General features: G+C 64.5%; 18 protein-coding genes. 15 read left to right on the top strand and 3 right to left on the bottom strand.

The genetic code is table 11. From position 1 onward, the window contains the following. Nucleotides 1-85: 85 nt before the first annotated feature. Entirely contained in the window at nt 86-1522 is a 1437-nt protein-coding gene (gene boxB / locus ABIC09_RS28505) for a benzoyl-CoA 2,3-epoxidase subunit BoxB (RefSeq protein ID WP_354111331.1), read from the top strand. Between the two features lie 185 nt (nt 1523-1707). On the opposite strand, the gene ABIC09_RS28510 is transcribed toward boxB, so the two are convergent. After that, nucleotides 1708-2508 carry an SDR family oxidoreductase gene (locus ABIC09_RS28510; protein WP_354084239.1) on the bottom strand — a complete coding sequence of 267 codons (801 nt, stop codon included), beginning with the start codon at nt 2506-2508 and terminating at the stop codon, nt 1708-1710. A gap of 86 nt (nt 2509-2594) precedes the next feature. Beyond that, nucleotides 2595-3653 carry a polysaccharide deacetylase family protein gene (locus ABIC09_RS28515; RefSeq protein WP_148751072.1) on the bottom strand — a complete coding sequence of 353 codons (1059 nt, stop codon included), beginning with the start codon at nt 3651-3653 and terminating at the stop codon, nt 2595-2597. 164 nt (nt 3654-3817) lie between these two features. Between ABIC09_RS28515 and ABIC09_RS28520 the strand changes: the two genes are divergently transcribed. The 12 genes from ABIC09_RS28520 (at nt 3818) to phoB (ending at nt 15525) form a co-directional block, all read left to right on the top strand. Further along, a complete protein-coding gene (locus ABIC09_RS28520; protein ID WP_354084238.1) occupies nt 3818-5212 on the top strand; it encodes an OmpA family protein in 1395 nt (464 codons plus the stop codon). Between the two features lie 2 nt (nt 5213-5214). Continuing rightward, nucleotides 5215-5511, top strand: coding sequence for a hypothetical protein (locus ABIC09_RS28525; RefSeq protein WP_354111321.1), 297 nt, complete (start codon nt 5215-5217; stop codon nt 5509-5511). Between the two features lie 122 nt (nt 5512-5633). Beyond that, nucleotides 5634-6224 carry a TetR/AcrR family transcriptional regulator gene (locus ABIC09_RS28530; protein WP_187434807.1) on the top strand — a complete coding sequence of 197 codons (591 nt, stop codon included), beginning with the start codon at nt 5634-5636 and terminating at the stop codon, nt 6222-6224. Continuing rightward, entirely contained in the window at nt 6221-7126 is a 906-nt protein-coding gene (locus ABIC09_RS28535) for a haloalkane dehalogenase (RefSeq protein ID WP_354084237.1), read from the top strand. Before ABIC09_RS28530 ends, ABIC09_RS28535 begins: the two co-directional genes overlap by 4 nt. 557 nt (nt 7127-7683) lie before the next feature. Further along, on the top strand, nt 7684-8739 hold the full coding sequence (locus ABIC09_RS28540) for a putative bifunctional lysylphosphatidylglycerol flippase/synthetase (protein ID WP_148750976.1): 1056 nt from the start codon (nt 7684-7686) through the stop codon (nt 8737-8739). A gap of 35 nt (nt 8740-8774) precedes the next feature. Continuing rightward, nucleotides 8775-10073, top strand: coding sequence for an ATP-binding protein (locus tag ABIC09_RS28545; protein WP_148750975.1), 1299 nt, complete (start codon nt 8775-8777; stop codon nt 10071-10073). Between the two features lie 144 nt (nt 10074-10217). Continuing rightward, the gene (gene pstS, locus ABIC09_RS28550; RefSeq protein ID WP_354084236.1) at nt 10218-11231 is read left to right on the top strand and encodes a phosphate ABC transporter substrate-binding protein PstS; all 1014 of its coding nucleotides are present in this window, start codon (nt 10218-10220) and stop codon (nt 11229-11231) included. Between the two features lie 181 nt (nt 11232-11412). Beyond that, nucleotides 11413-12402, top strand: a complete 990-nt coding sequence (gene pstC, locus ABIC09_RS28555; protein ID WP_354031512.1) for a phosphate ABC transporter permease subunit PstC — start codon at nt 11413-11415, stop codon at nt 12400-12402. A gap of 1 nt (nt 12403) precedes the next feature. Beyond that, nucleotides 12404-13249: a phosphate ABC transporter permease PstA gene (gene pstA / locus ABIC09_RS28560; RefSeq protein WP_354084235.1), complete on the top strand. Its 846-nt coding sequence runs from the start codon at nt 12404-12406 to the stop codon at nt 13247-13249. After that, nucleotides 13246-14067 (top strand): phosphate ABC transporter ATP-binding protein PstB, encoded by an 822-nt coding sequence (pstB, locus tag ABIC09_RS28565; RefSeq protein WP_148750971.1) that lies wholly within the window; start codon nt 13246-13248, stop codon nt 14065-14067. Before pstA ends, pstB begins: the two co-directional genes overlap by 4 nt. An 11-nt stretch (nt 14068-14078) precedes the next feature. Then, complete coding sequence (gene phoU, locus ABIC09_RS28570) at nt 14079-14795, top strand: phosphate signaling complex protein PhoU (protein WP_354111322.1); 717 nt, start codon at nt 14079-14081, stop codon at nt 14793-14795. 22 nt (nt 14796-14817) lie between these two features. Beyond that, a complete protein-coding gene (phoB, locus tag ABIC09_RS28575) occupies nt 14818-15525 on the top strand; it encodes a phosphate regulon transcriptional regulator PhoB (RefSeq protein WP_027533133.1) in 708 nt (235 codons plus the stop codon). A gap of 119 nt (nt 15526-15644) precedes the next feature. Here phoB and ABIC09_RS28580 read toward each other — a convergent pair whose 3' ends face one another. Continuing rightward, a complete protein-coding gene (locus ABIC09_RS28580) occupies nt 15645-16154 on the bottom strand; it encodes a GcrA family cell cycle regulator (RefSeq protein ID WP_148750969.1) in 510 nt (169 codons plus the stop codon). A 453-nt stretch (nt 16155-16607) separates the two neighbouring features. Here ABIC09_RS28580 and ABIC09_RS28585 point away from each other — a divergent pair, with 453 nt between their 5' ends. Together ABIC09_RS28585 and argF are read left to right on the top strand one after the other, a co-directional pair. Beyond that, nucleotides 16608-17810: an aspartate aminotransferase family protein gene (locus ABIC09_RS28585; protein ID WP_354111323.1), complete on the top strand. Its 1203-nt coding sequence runs from the start codon at nt 16608-16610 to the stop codon at nt 17808-17810. Then, complete coding sequence (gene argF / locus ABIC09_RS28590; protein ID WP_148750967.1) at nt 17810-18733, top strand: ornithine carbamoyltransferase; 924 nt, start codon at nt 17810-17812, stop codon at nt 18731-18733. The genes ABIC09_RS28585 and argF overlap by 1 nt, the downstream gene beginning before the upstream one ends. The last annotated feature ends 139 nt before the right edge of the window (nt 18734-18872 follow it).

Consider the following 18872-nt stretch of genomic DNA (forward strand, 5'->3'; position numbering starts at 1 on the left):
ATAGGTCCCGGCTCAGCAGTGCAGCACTTCGCGCCGCACTGCGTCCGGGACACGAGACCGACCAAGGAGCACGGCCATGAACATCATGAACGTCGACTACTCGACAAAGATTCCGAACAACGTGAATCTCGCCGAAGACCGCCAGGTGCTGAAGGCGCTTGAAGGCTGGCATCCCGGCTATATGGACTGGTGGAGCGACATGGGGCCGGAAGGCTTTCAGGAGTCGCTGGTTTACTTGCGCACCGCTTACTCCGTCGATCCGCGCGGCTGGGCCAAGTTCGACTATGTCCGCATGCCCGACTATCGCTGGGGCATCCTGCTTGCGCCGCAGGAAGAGAACCGCGTCGTTCCCTTCGGCGAGCACTTGGGCGAGCCTGCCTGGCAGGAAGTCCCGGGCGAATATCGCGCCATGCTGCGCCGGCTGATCGTGATCCAGGGCGACACCGAGCCGGCCTCGGTCGAGCAGCAGCGCCATCTCGGCAAGACTGCGCCCTCGCTATATGACATGCGCAATCTGTTCCAGGTGAACGTCGAGGAAGGCCGCCACCTCTGGGCGATGGTCTACCTGCTGCAGAAGTACTTTGGCCGCGACGGCCGCGAGGAAGCCGATGATTTGCTGCGCCGCCGCTCCGGCGATGCCGACGCACCGCGCATGCTGGGCGCTTTCAACGAGGCGACGCCGGACTGGCTGTCGTTCTTCATGTTCACCTACTTCACCGATCGCGACGGCAAGATGCAGCTGCACAGCCTCGCGCAGTCGGGCTTCGATCCCTTGTCGCGCACCTGCCGCTTCATGCTGACCGAGGAAGCGCACCACATGTTCGTCGGCGAGACCGGCATCACCCGCGTGGTGCAGCGCACTTGCGATGCGATGCGCGAGGCCGGCATCACCGATCCCACGGATATCGCCAAAGTCCGCGCGCTCGGCGTGATCGATCTTCCGACCATCCAGAAGAAGCTGAACCTGCACTACACGCTGTCGCTCGATCTGTTCGGCTCGGAAGTCTCGACCAACGCGGCCAATGCCTTCAACACCGGCATCAAGGGCCGCTATCACGAGACCCAGATCGACGACGATCACCAGCTCAAGAACGCCACCTATCCGGTGCTCAAGTTCATCGACGGCGAGATCAAGCTGGTCGACGAGCCGGCGCTGACCGCGCTCAACATGCGCCTGCGCGACGACTACAGCCAGGATTGCGTCAAGGGCATGTTGCGCTGGAACAAGGTGATCTCGACCGCCGGCTACGATTTCAAGCTGACGCTGCCCAACGTTGCCTTCCACCGCCATATCGGCGAGTTCAAGGACGTGCACGCGACGCCCGACGGCATCTTGATCGACGACGCCACCTGGGCGAAGCGCAAGGACGACTGGCTGCCTTCGACCGCCGACGGCGACTTCATCACCTCGCTGATGCAGCCAGTCACGGAAACCGGCAAGTTCGCGTCGTGGATTTCGCCGCCGAAGGTCGGCATCGACAACAAGCCGGGTGATTTTGAGTATGTGAGGATCGAGTCGTAGGCGTTAGGGGCGAACGCTCGCGTCATGCAAATGGTGTCATCACCCGCCTTGTGCGCACTTGCGCACGGGAGCGGGTGATCCAGTATTCCAGAGGCGGCTGTGCTCCAGCCGAGAAGCTGCGGCGTACTGGATGCCCCGCCTTCGCGGGGCATGACAGCAGAGGGTGTCGCGCTATCCCTCGCCAACTACCCCGCGATCTCCAGCCCCGCATTCGCGTACACCACACCGCCATCGACCGCGATGGTGTTGCCGACGACGTAGTCGCCCGCACGCGAAGCGAGGTAGATCGCAACGCCTGCCATGTCCTCGTCGGTGCCGATGCGCCGCGCGGGAATACGTTTTGCGACGTCGTCTGAATGATCGCGCGCGGCGCGGTTCATGTCGGACTTGAAGGCGCCCGGTGCGATCGCGGTGACATTGATGTTGTCCTTGATCAGTTTCGTCGCCATGCGCCGCGTCAGATGGATTACGGCAGCCTTGCTCGCGGCGTAGGAATAGGTCTCGCCCGGATTGACGAAGATGCCGTCGACGGAGGCGATGTTGATGACCTTGGCGGGCCGCTCGTGCGACGCCGCCGCGCGCAGCGGCTTTGCCAAAGCCTTGGTCAGGAAGAACAGCGATTTGACGTTGAGGTCCATCACCTTGTCCCAGCCGCTTTCGGGGAATTCGTCGAACTCGGCACCCCATGCCGCACCGGCGTTGTTGACGAGGATGTCGAGCTTCGGCTCGAGCTTGATGATTTCGCCGGCCAGCTTGTCGCAGCCTTCGACGGTCGAGATGTCGATCGGCAGCGCGATGCACTCGCCGTCATATTGCGCCGAGAGCTCTTTCGCGGTGGCTTCGCAAGGGCCCGCCTTGCGCGCGGTGATGTAGACCTTCGCCGCACCTGCTCCGAGGAATCCGGCCGCGATCATCTTGCCGATGCCGCGCGAGCCGCCGGTCACGAGTGCGATGCGGCCTTTGAGCGAAAACAGATCGTTGGACATGGTGCCTCCCTTGGGTTGGCGCCGTTTTGAGCGCCGAGGGGAGGGGTGTCAACTCGGTGTTGTCCCGGCGAAGGCCGGGACAACAGTCAAGCCGCGGCAAACCGGCGAAAGCCGTTCCACATCGCGGTCGCGGCGCCCGAGGTCAGCACCGGCAGAATGCGCGCGTCCTGGTAGTTGCCGTTGAGCGAGACGCGCGGCAGCGCGGTCATGTGGCCGGCGTTCCCTGCGAACAGCATGCCGGGCCGTGTCGTCACCGCGGTCTTGAAGCCGGCGGATGCTGCGAGCGCGAATTCGCGCATCCCGGCTGCCTCGCGGTCGCCATAGGGATAGGCGAGATGCAGCACCGGACGCTCCAGCGCGTTCTCGATCCGCACCCGGCTGACTGCCATCTCCTGCGCGGCGATCTCCTCGCTCTGCTTGGCGAGATTGCAATGGCTGACGGTGTGGGCGCCGATCGTGACCAGTGGATCGGCCGCGAGCCGCTTCACCTCGTCCCAGGACAGGCAGAGGCTGCGGCACAGCGCTTCCATGTCGATACCGTGGGCGGCGCACAGCGCCTCGATCTCGCGCTTCAGATCGTGCTCGCCCGGAAGAGCGCGGAGCCAGTCATGCAGGCGGTCGAACGCCGCCTGCTTCGCGGCAGGCGTGCTCGCATCGAGCCGCAACGCGGAATGGCCGATCCGCACGTCGACCTGCTCGGCCTTGGCGATGACGGCCTCGAGCGCGGTCCACCACAGCCGTCCGGTGCCCTCAGCGAAGTCGCTGGCAACATAGATGGTCGCGGGCGCGTCAAATTCGCGCAGCACCGGAAGAGCGTGCTCCCAGTTGTCGCGATAGCCGTCGTCGAGGGTGAAGGCGGCGATGCGGCGGTCGAAGCGGCCTTGCACCAGCCGTTCGTGCAGCTCGTCCATGCTGACGATGTCGATCTCGCGCGCGCGCAAATGGCGCAGCGTCGCACGCAGGAAGTCGGGGGTGACCTCGAGATGCCGGTTCGGCTGGAATACGCGCTCACGAGCCGGCCGCACATGGTGCAGCATGAAAATGGCGCCGACGCCCGACAGCAGCGGGCGCAGCAGATGGTGCGCCCCGCTGAAATAGAGTGCTCCCAGCCCGGCGCGAATGACGTTGTTACGGAGTTGCTTCATGTCCGGCTGGCCGCCCCTGGGCATTCCGCCCTCAACTTAGGGTGTTACCCTTGAAGAAAAAGTTATTCCAATTCTCCACGTGTGGCCCCCGAAAGGGCCCTATTCCGGTTTGACAGCCCGCCAAGGGTTTGTTTTGTCTCCGGTTCCAGAGTTTGGGTCGTCGAATGCAGATGCTTTTCAGGTGGGCCAGCAAATGGTGGCCGGGGCTGATTCCCCTTGCCGTCATGTGGGGATTTGCGGGCTGGAATAACACCTTGCCGGTCGAGGCCGACCTGTCGGCCCGCAGCTCGGCCGCGCTCAAGGACACCGTCCTGGACAAGACCCGGATCGCGGTGGACGGCCGTGACGTCAGCCTGGCCGCGGACGCCTTCTCCGACGAGGGGCGCCGCGATGCCGTGACCACGGTCGAGATGGTTCCCGGCGTACGGCTGGTCGATGACCAGACCCGCCTTGTTGCCGAAGCAAAGCCCTTCGTCTGGAGTGCCGAGCGGGACGTGGTGCGGGTGACGCTGTCGGGCTCCGCGCCGCTGCCTTCGATGAAGGCGCGCCTGACGGAAGCCGCCCGCAAGGAGGTCAATGGGACCGAGGTCGCCGATCAGATGGGCCTGGCCCGCGGCGCGCCGGCGCGGTTCGAAGCGGCCGCGATGCTGCTGCTCGACCAGATCGGCAAGCTGAAGGACGGCAAGATCACGATCTCCGACACCAAGGTCAATCTGTCGGGCATGGCGCGCGACCTCGGCGGCCGCGAAGCGATTGCGGCTGCGCTCAAGAACCTGCCCGAAGGTTTTTCGATCGCCGCCAACGAGATCAAGGCACCGCCTTACATCTTCCAGGCCTACAAGGATCCGGTCGCCGCCACCGTGACGATGACCGGCTACGTGCCCGACAACAATGTGCACGCCGCGATCGAGACCAGCGCGTCGCGAAAATTCTTTACCGAGAAAGTCGTCGACAATCTAAAGGCCAGCGTCGGTGCTCCCGGCTCCTTCAACACCGCGGTGGTCGCAGCGCTCGGCGCGCTGTCGCGGCTGTCGACCGGCACGCTCGTGGTGTCGGATCGCGAGGTGAAGCTGTCGGGCGATGCGCTGTACGAAGGTGCGGCCAACGACATCCGCGCCGGCCTCGGCAAGGACTTTCCAAAAATCTGGCAATACAAGCCTGAAATCACGGTGAAGCCCGCGGCGGGGCCGGTCGACGGCACCGTCTGCCAGCAATTGTTCTCGGAGCTGCTGGCCAAGGGCAAGATCCGCTTCGCAACCAAGCGCGCCGACATCGATCCCGACTCCGCCGGCATTCTCGATCATCTGATCGAGACGGCGCTGCGTTGTCCCACCACAAATATCGAGGTCGTGGGTCACACCGATTCCGACGGCGAGGACGCCTTCAACCAGGCGCTGTCGGAGAAACGCGCCCAGGCGGTGATCGATTTTCTGGTCAGGGCCGGCCTGCCGGCGGACCGCTTCACCGCGGTCGGCTACGGCAGCACGCAGCCCGTCGCCGGCAACGACACCGACGACGGCAAGGCGCAAAACCGCCGCATCGAATTTCTGGTGAGGTGACGATGCCCTATCTTGTCTCGTTCCATACGGGTTGGCTGATCGGCTCGGTGATGCTGGGCTTCTGCATGGGCTGGATCTCGGTGGTCCAGCGCGGCAACGGCACCTCGAAGGTGACTGCGCGCTGGCTCGCCGCGCTGGTCGCGGGACTGGTTGCGGCCTCGTTCGCACATGTGGTCCCGGGCCGCTTCGGCTACTGGCTCGACCTCGGCCTGGTCCTGTTCGCCTGCTATCTGGTCGGCTGCACCATCGGTGCGTGGCTGCGCTATTGGGTGGTTTCGCGGAGCCAGCCTGTGGCCTGAACCGCGATCCGCTGCCGGGCGATCGATTGTCTCAAACTCCGATAACTGACTGATCGGTAAGCTGATTGCCGAGGAGCACGTTTGCGCTTGACATTAATACGTACGTACGTATTATAACGCCCATGCCAAAGCCCTCACTCAAAGATGCCATCCTCGACGCCGGCCTGAAGGTCATGTTCCGGACCGGCTATCACGGCACCAGCGTGCGCGACGTCACCGCCGCGGCGGGCGCGCCGCAGGGGTCCTTCACCAACCATTTCCGCTCCAAGGAGGCATTCGCCTCCGAAGTGCTCGACCGCTATTTCGACGTCACCAGGGGGCTGGTCGCCGAGGCCCTCGACGACATCGCGCTGACGCCGCGGGCGCGGCTCAGGCGCTATCTCGACATCATCACCGGCCGACTCGAGGCCGACGGCTACGGTCGCGGCTGCCTGATCGGCGATCTCAGCCTGGAGGCGAGCGGTAGCAGTGAGCTGTTGCGCGCGCGTCTCGCGGCGATCTTCGCCGAATGGCGCGCACCGTTCGCCGCCTGCATCAGGGATGCCCAGACCAGCGGCGAGATCGCATCCGAGTTCGAGCCTGACGAGCTTGCCGAGTTCCTGCTCGCGTCCTGGCAGGGCGCGATCCTGCGCATGAAGGTCGACCGCAATCCCAAAGCGCTCGATCGTTTCAAGACCATCGCATTCCAAACCGTGTTCAAGGAGACGACATGACCAAGCGAAACGAAATCGAGATTCGTAAAGCGTCCGTCCTGGGAAGCAGCATGGCTTATCGCGAGACAGGCGCGGAAGGTGCGCCGGTCGCGCTGTTCCTGCACGGCAATCCGACCTCGTCGCACATCTGGCGCAACATTTTGCCGCTGGTGTTGCCGGTCGCGCATTGCATCGCGCCTGATCTCATCGGCTTCGGCCAATCCGACAAGCCCGACATCGCCTACCGCTTCTTCGACCACGTGCGCTATCTCGATGCCTTCATCGAGCAGCGCGGCATCACGTCGGCCTATCTCGTCGCGCAGGACTGGGGTACCGCGCTCGCATTTCATCTCGCCGCACGCCGGCCAGATCTCGTGCGCGGTCTGGCCTTCATGGAGTTCATCCGCCCGATGCCGACCTGGCAGGACTTTCACCAAGCCGACGCTGCGCGTGAGACCTTCCGGAAATTCAGGACGCCGGGCGAGGGCGAGGCCATGATCCTGGAGGCAAATGCCTTCGTCGAGCGCGTGCTGCCCGGCGGCATCGTCCGCAAGCTCAGCGATGACGAGATGGCGCCCTATCGCGCGCCGTTCCCGACGCCGGAGAGCCGCCGTCCCATTCTCACCTTTCCGCGCGAATTGCCGGTCGCAGGCGAGCCCGCCGATGTTTATGAGGCGCTCCAATCAGCGCATGCTGCGTTGGCCGCATCGACCTATCCAAAGCTGCTGTTCTCAGGCGAGCCCGGTGCGCTCGTGGCGCCGGAGTTCGCCGAGACGTTTGCGGCGTCGTTGAAGCATTGCGCTCATGTCCGCCTCGGCGCCGGATTGCACTTCCTTCAGGAGGACCATCCTGAGGCGATCGGCCGCTCCGTCGCCGGCTGGATTGCCGGCATCGAAGCGGTGCGTCCGCAACTCGCAGCCTGAGCGGGCGGCTCCCTCCAAACAGCATGCTCGCCGCCGGCCTCGCGCCGGCGGACGGCCGCGCCAGCGCCGGCCTCTGTGATATCGCGGTGCAACCGATTATCAGGACCAGGCCTCGGCCGCGCGATTCGTCGCGCGGCTGTTTGCGCTGCAGCCAGCCGGCGCGGGCCGCCCCTCTTTCAACAGGCCGGTGCCGTCCATAGATTGATTTCGCCTTAAGGCGTGACGGAACATTGTCCGGTCGAAATCATCAAAACTTCACGGCCCCTGCGCAGGATTGCCATGGAGATTCGCTTCAGCCCTGCCATCGAACTTGCCGCCGAAAGCGCCAAACCGTGCACCTTGAGCCCGCAAACCTGCCTAAAATATTGAAGGCACGCGATTTTGTTCACTTTGGCGAATTCCACTCCGCCTCGAAACGCGCTAGTGGAGGGGCGGGGGGCATGCGCGAGGCCGGAGCCGGCGGCAAGCGTTTGTTGAGTGCTTGTTCGTTGAGTGCCTGTGCGTCGTCCGCCTGTTCGCCGGCCACCCTGGCCGCTGAAGCGTTATTCGAGGTCTAGATGCTGGAAGCCATACGCAGGGCGATGACGTTTCTGCGCCAGAAGCAAATCCTGCATAAGCTTGGAGTTGTGATCAGCGTCGCGGTCATCGGCATCGCTTGCTATGTGCTCTATCACATGCTGCGCGGCATCGATACCAACGAGGTGATCGAGGCGATCAAGAGCACCGAGCCGCGCCAGATTGCGATGGCCGCGCTGTTCGTCGCCGCGGGCTATTTCACGCTGACGTTCTACGATCTGTTTGCGGTGCGCGCGATCGGCCATTCACACGTGCCCTATCGCATCAACGCGCTCGCGGCCTTCACCAGCTATTCGATCGGGCACAATGTCGGCGCCAGCGTCTTCACCGGCGGCGCGGTGCGCTACCGCATCTATTCGGCCTATGGGCTGAACGCGATCGACGTCGCAAAAATCTGCTTCCTCGCCGGCCTCACCTTCTGGCTCGGCAATGCCGCCGTGCTCGGTCTCGGTATCTCCTATCATCCGGAGGCGGCCGCCGCGATCGACCAGCTGCCGCCCTGGCTGAACCGGACGTTTGCGATGATGATCCTCGCAGCGCTGGTCGGATATGTGGTCTGGGTCTGGACCCAGCCACGGGTCGTCGGACGCGGCCCCTGGACCGTGGTGCTGCCGGGCGGCCCGCTGACGCTGCTGCAGATCGCCATCGGCATCATCGATCTCGGCTTCTGCGCGCTCGCGATGTACGTGCTGGTCCCCGACGAGCCCAATCTCGGCTTCGTCGTGGTCGCCGTCATCTTCGTCTCGGCGACGCTGCTCGGCTTCGCCAGCCATTCGCCCGGCGGGCTCGGGGTGTTCGACGCCGCCATGCTGGTCGGCCTCTGGCAGATGGACCGCGAGGAGCTGCTCGGCGGCATGCTGCTGTTCCGGGTCCTCTATTATCTGTCGCCCTTCGTCATCTCTGTAATCTTGCTGACGTTTCGCGAGGTTATCATCGGCGCCCGATCCAAGCGGCTGCAACAGGCGGCGCTCAAGCTCGATCCAGGCCCACCGCCTGAAGCCGCTTATGTGAGAAAGCGCAGCGACAGCGGCGCCTGACCGGCGCAAAAGCCAACAAGGAGAAGCCCGCCCCGATGGCGATCGACGCTCCCTCGTCTCCCACGGTGCAGCCCTGGTCCGACCGGCTGCGGCACTCGACCATCATCCTGATCGCCGCCGCACTGGCGCTGTCGGTGGTGGTCTCGCTCGGCGAATTGTCGGTGCTGCGGGCGGCGACGGTGTTCTTCTGCATCGCTGCTGCTGCGCTGATCCCCTGGCGGCTGCATGATACCGCTGCCTCGCGCGACGACACCCGCCGGGTCAATCCGGTCGAAAGCGCGGCGGTGGCCGCGGTCGTCGCCGGCATGCCGGATCCGGCCGTCCTGCTCGACCGCGCCGGCCGCGTCATCCATCTCAATACCGCCGCCGCCCAGCTCGCGCCGGCGCTACGCAAGAACGAGCTCGCCCAGTTCGCGCTGCGCTCGCCCGAGATCATCACGGCGCTGCGCGAGTCCATTGCGACCACCGAGCCGCGGCGCGCGACCTATCTCGACCATGTCCCGGTCGATCGCTGGATGGAGCTGACCATCACCCCGGTGCCGGTGCCGACCAATTTCGGCGGCGCCGACAAATGCATGCTGATGACCTTCCACGACCAGACGCCACTGCGCCGGGTCGAGGAGATGCGCGCCGACTTCGTCGCCAATGCCAGCCACGAATTGCGCACGCCGCTGGCCGCGCTCTCCGGCTTCATCGACACGCTGCAGGGCCAGGCCAAGGATGATCCCAAGGCGCGCGAGCGCTTCCTCGGCATCATGCACAATCAGGCCACCCGCATGGCGCGCCTGATCGACGATCTCTTGTCGCTGTCGCGGGTGGAGCTGTCGGCCCATGTGCGGCCGGATACGCTGGTCGACCTGCTGCCGATCATCTTCCAGGTCGCCGACGGGCTCGAGCCGCTGGCTCGGGAACGCCAGGTCGAGGTCGAGACCCATCTGCCGGAAGCCCCGGTCATGATCGCGGGCGACCGCGAGGAGCTGCTGCGCCTGTTCGAGAATCTGATCGAGAATGCGCTCAAATACGGCGCCTCCGGCGGACGCGTCATCGTGTCGCTGACGGCGACCCCGGCCACTGATGGAGCTCAGGAAATCCGGGTCATGGTGCGCGACTTTGGCCCCGGCATCGCGCCCGAGCACCTGCCGCGCCTGACCGAGCGGTTCTACCGGGTGGACGTCGGCGACAGCCGCTCCCAGGGTGGGACGGGGCTCGGATTATCGCTGGTGAAACATATTCTTAACCGCCATCGCGGCCGGCTTTTGATCGAAAGCGTGCCCAAGCAGGGCGCCACGTTCACCGCCTGTTTTCCCCAGGCCAAGCCTCCGGCTGCGAGCTGAAATTCAAGCTATTTCAGTGGCTTAAGACTGTCATCCGACTGTCACTAAACCTTCGTAAAAGCACAGCCGACCGCTCCTAAAGGGGCGGCGCGGGGAGCGCGATCGGGCGCTGATGGCGCTTCGCTCCCCTGTATGGAGACCAGCATGAATTTCATCAAAACGATCGTCGCTGCCGGCTTGGTCGCCGCAACGACGACGGCGGCCTTTGCCGCCGATATCACTGGCGCAGGCGCGACCTTCCCGTTCCCGATCTATTCGAAGTGGGCTGATGCCTACAAGAAGGAGACAGGCAACGGCCTGAACTACCAGTCGATCGGTTCAGGCGGCGGCATCAAGCAGATCCAGGCCAAGACCGTGACCTTCGGCGCCAGCGACGCGCCGCTCAAGGCCGAGCAGCTCGAGAAGGACGGCCTCGCCCAGTGGCCGATGGTGATGGGCGCCATCGTTCCCGTCGTCAACCTCGAAGGCGTCAAGGCCGGCGAGCTGGTGTTCGACGGCGAGACCCTCGCCAACATCTATCTCGGCAAGATCACCAAGTGGGACGACGCCGCGATCAAGAAGCTCAATCCGAATGTGAAGCTGCCGTCAGACGCGATCACCGTGGTCCGCCGCTCGGACGGTTCGGGTACCACCTTCAACTTCACCAACTACCTCTCCAAGGCCAGCGCCGACTGGAAGAGCAAGGTGGGTGAAGGCACCGCCGTCGAGTGGCCGGTTGGCGTCGGCGCCAAGGGCAACGAAGGCGTGTCGGGGAACATCAGCCAGACCAAGAACTCGATCGGCTATGTCGAGTACGCCTATGCCAAGCAGAACAAGCTGACCTACACCGGCCTCATCAACAAGGCTGGCAAGCCGGTGCAGCCGACGGTCGAAGGTTTCCAGGCGGCCGCTTCCAATGCCGACTGGGCCAAGGCTCCCGGCTACTACGTCATCCTGACCGACCAGCCCGGCGACAAGTCCTGGCCGATCACCGCTGCGACCTTCATCCTCATGCACAAGGATGCCACCGACAAGGCGGCCTCGCAGGAAGCCATCAAGTTCTTCCGCTGGGCGTTCAAGAACGGCGGCAAGGCGGCTGAAGAGCTCGACTACATCCCGATGCCCGACAGCGTCGTCCAGCTGATCGAGAAGACCTGGGCTGCCGAGATCAAGAGCTAAGCTCTTCGCTCTCGTGTCCCGGACGCGCTGCAGCGTGTAACGCTGCTGCGCTGAGCCGGGACCCGCAAGAACGAGGCCCCGGATCAGCGTCGCAACGCTTCGCAGCTAGCGCCGCATCCGGGGCACGAGACCAGTGACCCAAAAACAAGTACCGTCAGTACAGGGGATCGGCGTGGCAGAAATGGCCGTTCAGAGCGATGTAATCGACGATGCCGGACCATATGATCGCGCCAAGGCCTTGAGCGCGTTCAAGCTCGGCGACGTCACCTTCTACTGGATCACGCGGCTCAGCGCGATCTCGGTGCTCCTCATTCTCGGCGGCATCATCCTGTCGCTGATCGTCGGCGCCTTCCCGGCGATGAAGGAATACGGCTTCGCGTTCCTGTGGACGCAGCGTTGGGCGCCGTCGGCCGATCCGCCCGTGCTCGGCGCGCTCGGACCGATGTATGGCACGCTCGTCACCTCCTTTATCGCGATGCTGATCGCCATTCCGGTGGGTCTCGGCATTGCGATCTTCCTCACCGAGCTTTGCCCGCAATGGCTGCGCCGCCCGATCGGCATGGCCATCGAACTGCTCGCCGGCATCCCCTCGATCATCTACGGCATGTGGGGCTTCTTCGTGTTGGGCCCGTTCCTGGCCAACACGTTTCAGCCCTTCATGATCAAGATCTTTGACGGCGTCCCGGTGCTGGGTGCGATCTTCGCGGGTCCCCCGTCCTATCTCAGCCTGTTCAATGCCGCGCTGATCCTCGCCATCATGGTGCTGCCCTTCATCACCTCGATCTCGGTCGACGTGTTCAAGACGGTGCCGCCCGTGTTGAAGGAGGCTGCTTACGGCGTCGGCTGCACCACCTGGGAAGTCGTGCGCAGCGTGGTGATCCCCTACACCCGCGTCGGCATCATCGGCGGCGTCATGCTGGCGCTGGGCCGTGCGCTCGGCGAGACCATGGCGGTGACCTTCATCATCGGCAACTCGTTCCGCATCTCGTCCTCGATCTTCGCGCCGGGCACCACGATCTCGGCGGCGATCGCATCCGAATTCGCCGAGAGCGACGGCCTGCACCAGTCCGGCCTGATCCTGCTCGGCCTGCTGCTGTTCGTGCTGACGTTCTTCGTGCTGGCCGGCGCCCGGCTGATGCTGATGCGGCTGGAAAAGAAGGCGGGGAACTAACATGAACCCGATTTACTCACGCCGCCGCCGCAAGGATATCCTGATCCGCGGGCTCTGCTTTGGTGCCGCCGCCTTCGGCGTCACCTGGCTCGCACTGATCCTGATTACGCTGTTCTATAACGGCCTGGCGGGGTTGAACCTCGATCTGTTCGTTGCGGACACGCCGCCTCCGGGCTCGTCCGAAGGCGGCCTGCGCAACGCTATCGTCGGCTCGCTGATCATGACCGTGATCGGCGTCGGCATCGGCGCGCCGCTCGGCCTGTTTGCCGGCACCTATCTCGCCGAGTACGGCCGCAACGACAAGCTGACCTCGGTGATCCGCTTCATCAACGACATCCTGCTGTCGGCGCCCTCGATCATCATCGGCCTGTTCATCTACGGCGCCGTAGTGGTGCCGATGCGTGGCTTCTCGGCGATCGCAGGCTCGCTCGCGCTCGCCGTCATCGTGATCCCGGTGGTGCTGCGCACGACCGAGGACATGCTGCTGCTGGTGCCGAACGCGCTGCGCGAGGCGGCCTCCGCGCTCGGCCTGCCGCGCTCGCTGGTGATCAAGCGGATCGCGTATCGCGCTGCCCGCTCCGGTCTCATCACCGGCGTGCTGCTCGCGACCGCCCGCGTCGCCGGCGAAACCGCGCCGCTGCTCTTCACCGCGCTGTCGAACCAGTTCTTCAGCCTCGGCCTGAACAAGACCATGGCGAACCTGCCGGTCACCATCAACAATTTCGTCCAGAGCCCCTACGCCTATTGGAAGCAGCTCGCCTGGAGCGGCGCGCTGCTCATCACCCTGACCGTTCTTGCCCTGAATATTGGCGCGCGCATTCTCAGCGCCGAGAGGACCGCAAAATGACCGATCTTTCCGTATCGATGAGCGCGGCCGGCGGCCTGCCCCAGGCGCCGATGCTGCCCGAAGCGCCGGCCAAGGTGACGGTGCGCAACCTCAACTTCTATTATGGCGAGCACCACGCGCTGAAGAACATCAACCTGGCGCTCGGCACCAACCGGGTCACCGCCTTCATCGGCCCGTCGGGCTGCGGCAAGTCGACCCTGCTGCGCATCTTCAACCGGATGTACGACCTCTATCCGGGCCAGCGCGTCACCGGTCAGCTGATGCTCGACCAGACCAACATCCTCGACCCCAAGCTCGACCTCAATCTGCTGCGCGCCCGCGTCGGCATGGTGTTCCAGAAGCCGACGCCGTTCCCGATGACGATCTACGAGAACATCGCCTTCGGCATCCGTCTCTATGAGAAGATCTCGAAATCCGAGATGGACGACCGCGTCGAGAAAGCGCTGCGCGGCGGCGCGCTGTGGAACGAGGTCAAGGACAAGCTCAACGCCTCCGGCCTGTCGCTCTCCGGCGGCCAGCAGCAGCGCCTCTGCATCGCCCGCACCGTTGCGGTGCGGCCCGAGGTGATCCTGTTCGACGAGCCCTGCTCGGCGCTCGACCCGATCTCGACCGCCAAGGTCGAGGAGCTGATCCAGGAGCTGTCCGAGAACTACACGATCGCGATCGTGACCCACAACATGCAGCAGGCCGCCCGCGTCTCCGACAAGACCGCCTTCATGTATCTCGGCGAGCTGATAGAGTTCGACGACACCAGCAAGATATTCACATCGCCGACCGACCGGCGCACGCAGGATTACATCACCGGCCGGTTCGGCTGAGGAGACGGCACATGGGTTCTGAACATACCGCAAAGGCCTTCGACACCGACCTCCAGGAGCTCACGCGCCTGGTCGCCGAGATGGGCGGCATCGCCGAGCGCATGATCGTCGATTCCGTCGATGCGCTGATCCGCCGCGACGTCGCGCTCGGCCAGCGCGTCGTCGCCATCGACGCCGAGCTCGACACGCTGCAGAAGAAGATCGAGGAGCGCGCCGTGCTCACGATCGCGCGCCGCCAGCCGATGGCGGTGGATCTGCGCGAGATCGTCGGCGCCATGCGCGTCGCGACCGATCTCGAGCGCATCGGCGACCTCGCCAAGAACATGGGCAAGCGCGTCGCGGCGCTGGAGACGGATTTCCATCCGCTCAAGCTGTTCCGCGGCCTCGAGCACATGACCGACCTCGTGCAGCAGCAGGTCAAGTCGGTGCTGGACGCCTATGCCGCGCACGATCTGCCGGCGGCGATGGCGGTGTGGAAGGGCGACGAGGAAGTCGACGCCATCTGCACCTCGCTGTTCCGTGAGCTCCTCACCTACATGATGGAGGATCCGCGCAACATCTCGTTCTGCATCCATCTGATGTTCTGCGCCAAGAACATCGAGCGGATCGGCGACCATGCCACCAACATTGCCGAGACCGTGTTCTACATGATCGAAGGCCAGGCGATCACCGACAAGCGGCCGAAGGGCGACATGACGACCTTCGCCACCACGGTCCCGAGCACCTGATTACGCAAGGAGCGACGACCCGATGGGCGCACGCATTATGGTGGTTGAGGACGAGGAAGCTCTGACCGAGCTTCTCCGCTACAACCTCGAAGGCGACGGCTATGACGTCGAGACGGTAATGCGCGGCGACGACGCCGACACCCGCCTCAAGGAGCACATCCCCGATCTGATCGTGCTTGACTGGATGCTGCCGGGGCTATCAGGCATCGAGCTGTGCCGGCGGTTGCGTGCGCGATCCGACACCAAGCAGCTGCCGATCATCATGCTCACCGCGCGTGGCGAGGAGAGCGAGCGGGTGCGGGGCCTGGCGACCGGCGCTGACGACTACATCGTCAAGCCGTTCTCGGTGCCCGAGCTCCTGGCGCGCGTGAAAGGCCTGCTCCGGCGCGCAAGTCCGGAGCGGCTCGCAACCGTTCTGGCGTTCGGCGACATCGAGCTCGACCGCGAAAAGCGCCGCGTGGCGCGCTCGGGCCGGCCGATCGATCTCGGCCCGACCGAGTATCGCCTGCTGGAGTTCTTCCTGGAGCATCCCGGTCGCGTGTTCTCGCGCGAGCAGTTGCTCGACAGTGTCTGGGGCCGCGACATCTACATCGATGAGCGCACCGTCGATGTGCATATCGGCCGCCTGCGCAAGCTGCTCAATCTCGGCCGCGAGCAGGACCCGATCCGCACCGTCCGCGGCGCGGGCTACGCGCTGGACGATCGGTTCGCGAAGGCCGAGCAGGCCTGAAACGGCCTGAGCAGACCTCGACAAGAAAGCGCGCCAAAGGCGCGCCGATCCTTCTCCCGATCGTTCCGGCCCGCGCGCAATTGCGCACCAGGCCAGGACGATGTCGTTTGGAGCTGAGCTTACCGCGCCGGCTTCGCCGGGGCCCGCCTGCGATCCGCTGCCGGCTGATACGCAACCCGCGAGTGCTGGGCGCAATAGGGCAGGCCGGAGAGCGCTTTGCCGCCGCAGAAGAAGAAATCCGGGCTCGAGGGATCGCCGACCGGCCAGTGGCAGGTCGCCTCGTTCAATTCGAGCAGCGACAGCCGCTGGCTCATCGGTACCACGTTGTCGTAGGTGACCGGTTCAGCCTCGACCTCGACCTCGAAAGCCTGCGCCAGCGCGGTATTGCCGCGTGCGATGGGCCTGCTCACCCGCATCATGTGCGGCGCTGGACGCGCCTTGCGCGGCCGCGGAGCTGCCGAAGACGGGCTCTTGGCGCGGCCCGACAAGCCGAGCCGGTGAACCTTGCCGATCACGGCGTTACGGGTGACATTCCCAAGCTCAGCGGCGATCTGGCTGGCCGAAAGTCCGGCCTCCCAGAGCTTTTTCAGCTGTTCGACGCGATCGTCGGACCAGGTCAAAACCGTCATTGCACCCTTTCCTTCGCCGCGCGCCTGCCATCCTGGGGGCCGCACAACGAATGCCTAAGCCTCGAAAAATCCGTGCCGCCAGAATCCCTTAAGGCTCGCCGGGCGCAATGATACGCCCGAACGTTTACGCCGGTACATGAGGACTTTTGGGATCAGAACCGCTGCACGAGATGTCGTATCTGACAAGCCAGACGCTACAATATGGCGTGACTCACGCGCAAGAGTCCGCCGACTCGCTTCCACATGTTCCGTGGCCAAAACCCGCAAATTCGGTACCGCAAGACTACGGAATCTGGGTTTCGCGGGGCTTTCCGGGCGGCATTGACACCAATGGTGCCAAGCATAAGATAGTGATGCGTGCCGCCCTTAAAAGGCGGCACGTTTCGTTTTCCGGACCAATGATGCGCTGCGCAACGCAGTTTCAGGCCGTCCGAAACATCCAAAGAGACCATCATGGCTAACAGCGCAGCGCCGCACTTGCTCCCCGTTTTCGCCAGAACCGACATCGGTTTTGAGCGCGGTGAAGGCGTCTGGTTGATCGCAACCAATGGCGATCGCTATCTCGATTTCACCTCGGGCGTGGCGGTGAATGCGCTCGGCCATGCCCATCCCGCGCTGGTCAAGGCGCTGCAGGAGCAGGCCACAAAACTCTGGCACATGTCGAACCTGTTCCAGAGCCCGGACGGCGAGAAGCTCGCCGCGCGTCTCTGCAACGAGAGTTTTGCGGACTTCGTGTTCTTCTGCAATTCCGGCGCCGAAGCGCTGGAGGGTGTGATCAAGCTGGTCCGCCATCATCACTTCTCCAAAGGACATCCGGAGCGCTACCGCATCATCACCTTCGAAGGCGCCTTCCACGGCCGCACGCTGGCGACGCTGGCTGCGACCGGCTCTGCAAAATATCTCGAAGGTTTCGGTCCGCCGATGGACGGTTTCGACCAGATCCCGCACGGCGACATCGAGGCCGTGAAGAAGACGATCGGTCCGCAGACCGCCGGCATCCTGATCGAGCCGATCCAGGGCGAGGGCGGCGTTCGTTCGGCGACGCCTTCTTTCCTGAGGGCGTTGCGCCAGCTCTGCGACGAGAAGGGCCTGCTGCTCGCCTTCGACGAGGTGCAGACTGGCATGGGCCGCACCGGCGATCTCTTCGCCCACCGCCGCACCGGCGTCACGCCTGACGTGATGTCGCTGGCCAAGGCGCTCGGCGGCGGCTTCCCGATCGGCGCGGTGCTGGCGACCGCGGATGCGGCCACCGGCATGGGGCCCGGCTCGCACGGCTCGACCTTCGGCGGCAATCCGCTGGCGATCTCGGCCGCGAACGCCGTGCTCGACGTCATGCTCAAGCCCGGCTTCTTCGACCACGTGCAGAAGATGTCGCTGCTGCTCAAGCAGAAGCTCGCCTCCGTGATCGATCGTCATCCCGATATTGTCAGCGAGGTCCGCGGCGAGGGGCTCCTGATCGGCATCAAGGCCGTGGTGCCCTCCGGCGATCTGGTCGCAGCGCTGCGCAACGAAAAACTGCTCACCGTCGGCGCTGGCGACAATGTCGTGCGCTTCCTGCCGCCCTTGATCGTCACCGAAGCCGAGATCGAGGACAGCGTCGGCCGGCTTGAACGCGCCTGCGCTGCGCTCTCAGGCAACAAGCGGGCGGCCAGCTGATGAGCAAGACGCCAAAGCACTTCCTCGATATCAACGAGCTGCCGCTGTCGGAGCTCAAGAGCATGCTCGCGGCCTCCTCCGCCATGAAGGCGAAGCAGAAGGCGCATCAGCCGGTCAAGCCGCTCGAAGGCAAGACGCTGGCGATGATCTTCGAGCGCCCGTCGACCCGCACGCGCGTGTCGTTCGACGTTGCCATGCGCCAGCTCGGCGGCGAGCCCATCATGCTCACCGGCGCCGAGATGCAGCTTGGCCGCGGCGAGACCATTGCCGACACCGCGCGAGTGCTGTCGCGCTATGTCGACGCCATCATGATCCGCATCCTCAATCACGAGGCCCTGCTCGAGCTCGCGGCGAACGCGACCGTGCCCGTGATCAACGGCCTGACGCGGCGCTCGCATCCGTGCCAGGTGATGGCCGATCTCCTGACTTACGAAGAGCATCGCGGCCCGATCGAAGGTCGCACCGTGGCCTGGACCGGCGACGACAACAACGTGCTGGCGTCCTGGGCCCATGCCGCCGAGCGCTTCAAGTTCAACCTCAATGTCGCAACCCCGCCGGAGCTCGCTCCGAAGAAGGTGATGCGCGACTTCATCAAGGCCACCGGTGCGCCGATCGTGCTCGGCACCGATCCCGAGGCTGCCGTGAAGGACGCCGATTGCGTCATCACCGACACCTGGGTGTCGATGGGCGACAAGGAAGGCGAGCACCGTCACAACGTGCTCAAGCCCTACCAGGTCAATTCCAAGCTGATGTCGCTGGCCAAGCCTGACGCGCTGTTCATGCACTGCCTGCCCGCCCATCGCGGCGAGGAGGTCACCGACGAGGTGATCGACGGCCCGCAATCGGTCGTGTTCGACGAGGCCGAAAACCGCCTGCATGCGCAGAAGGGCATTCTGGCCTGGTGTTTTGACGCGGTGAAGTAACACTGTGGCGGGGCGAGGTGGCTGTGCGAGCGGCCCCATCCTCCGCTGTCGTCCCGGACAGGCGTAAGCGCAGATCCGGGACCCTTAACCACAGGAACCCCTTTTGGCGATGACTCGGAGTTGTCGTCGACAGCAATAG

Origin of the sequence: Bradyrhizobium sp. S3.12.5 (assembly GCF_040548225.1) — a bacterium.
Lineage (GTDB): Bacteria > Pseudomonadota > Alphaproteobacteria > Rhizobiales > Xanthobacteraceae > Bradyrhizobium > Bradyrhizobium cytisi.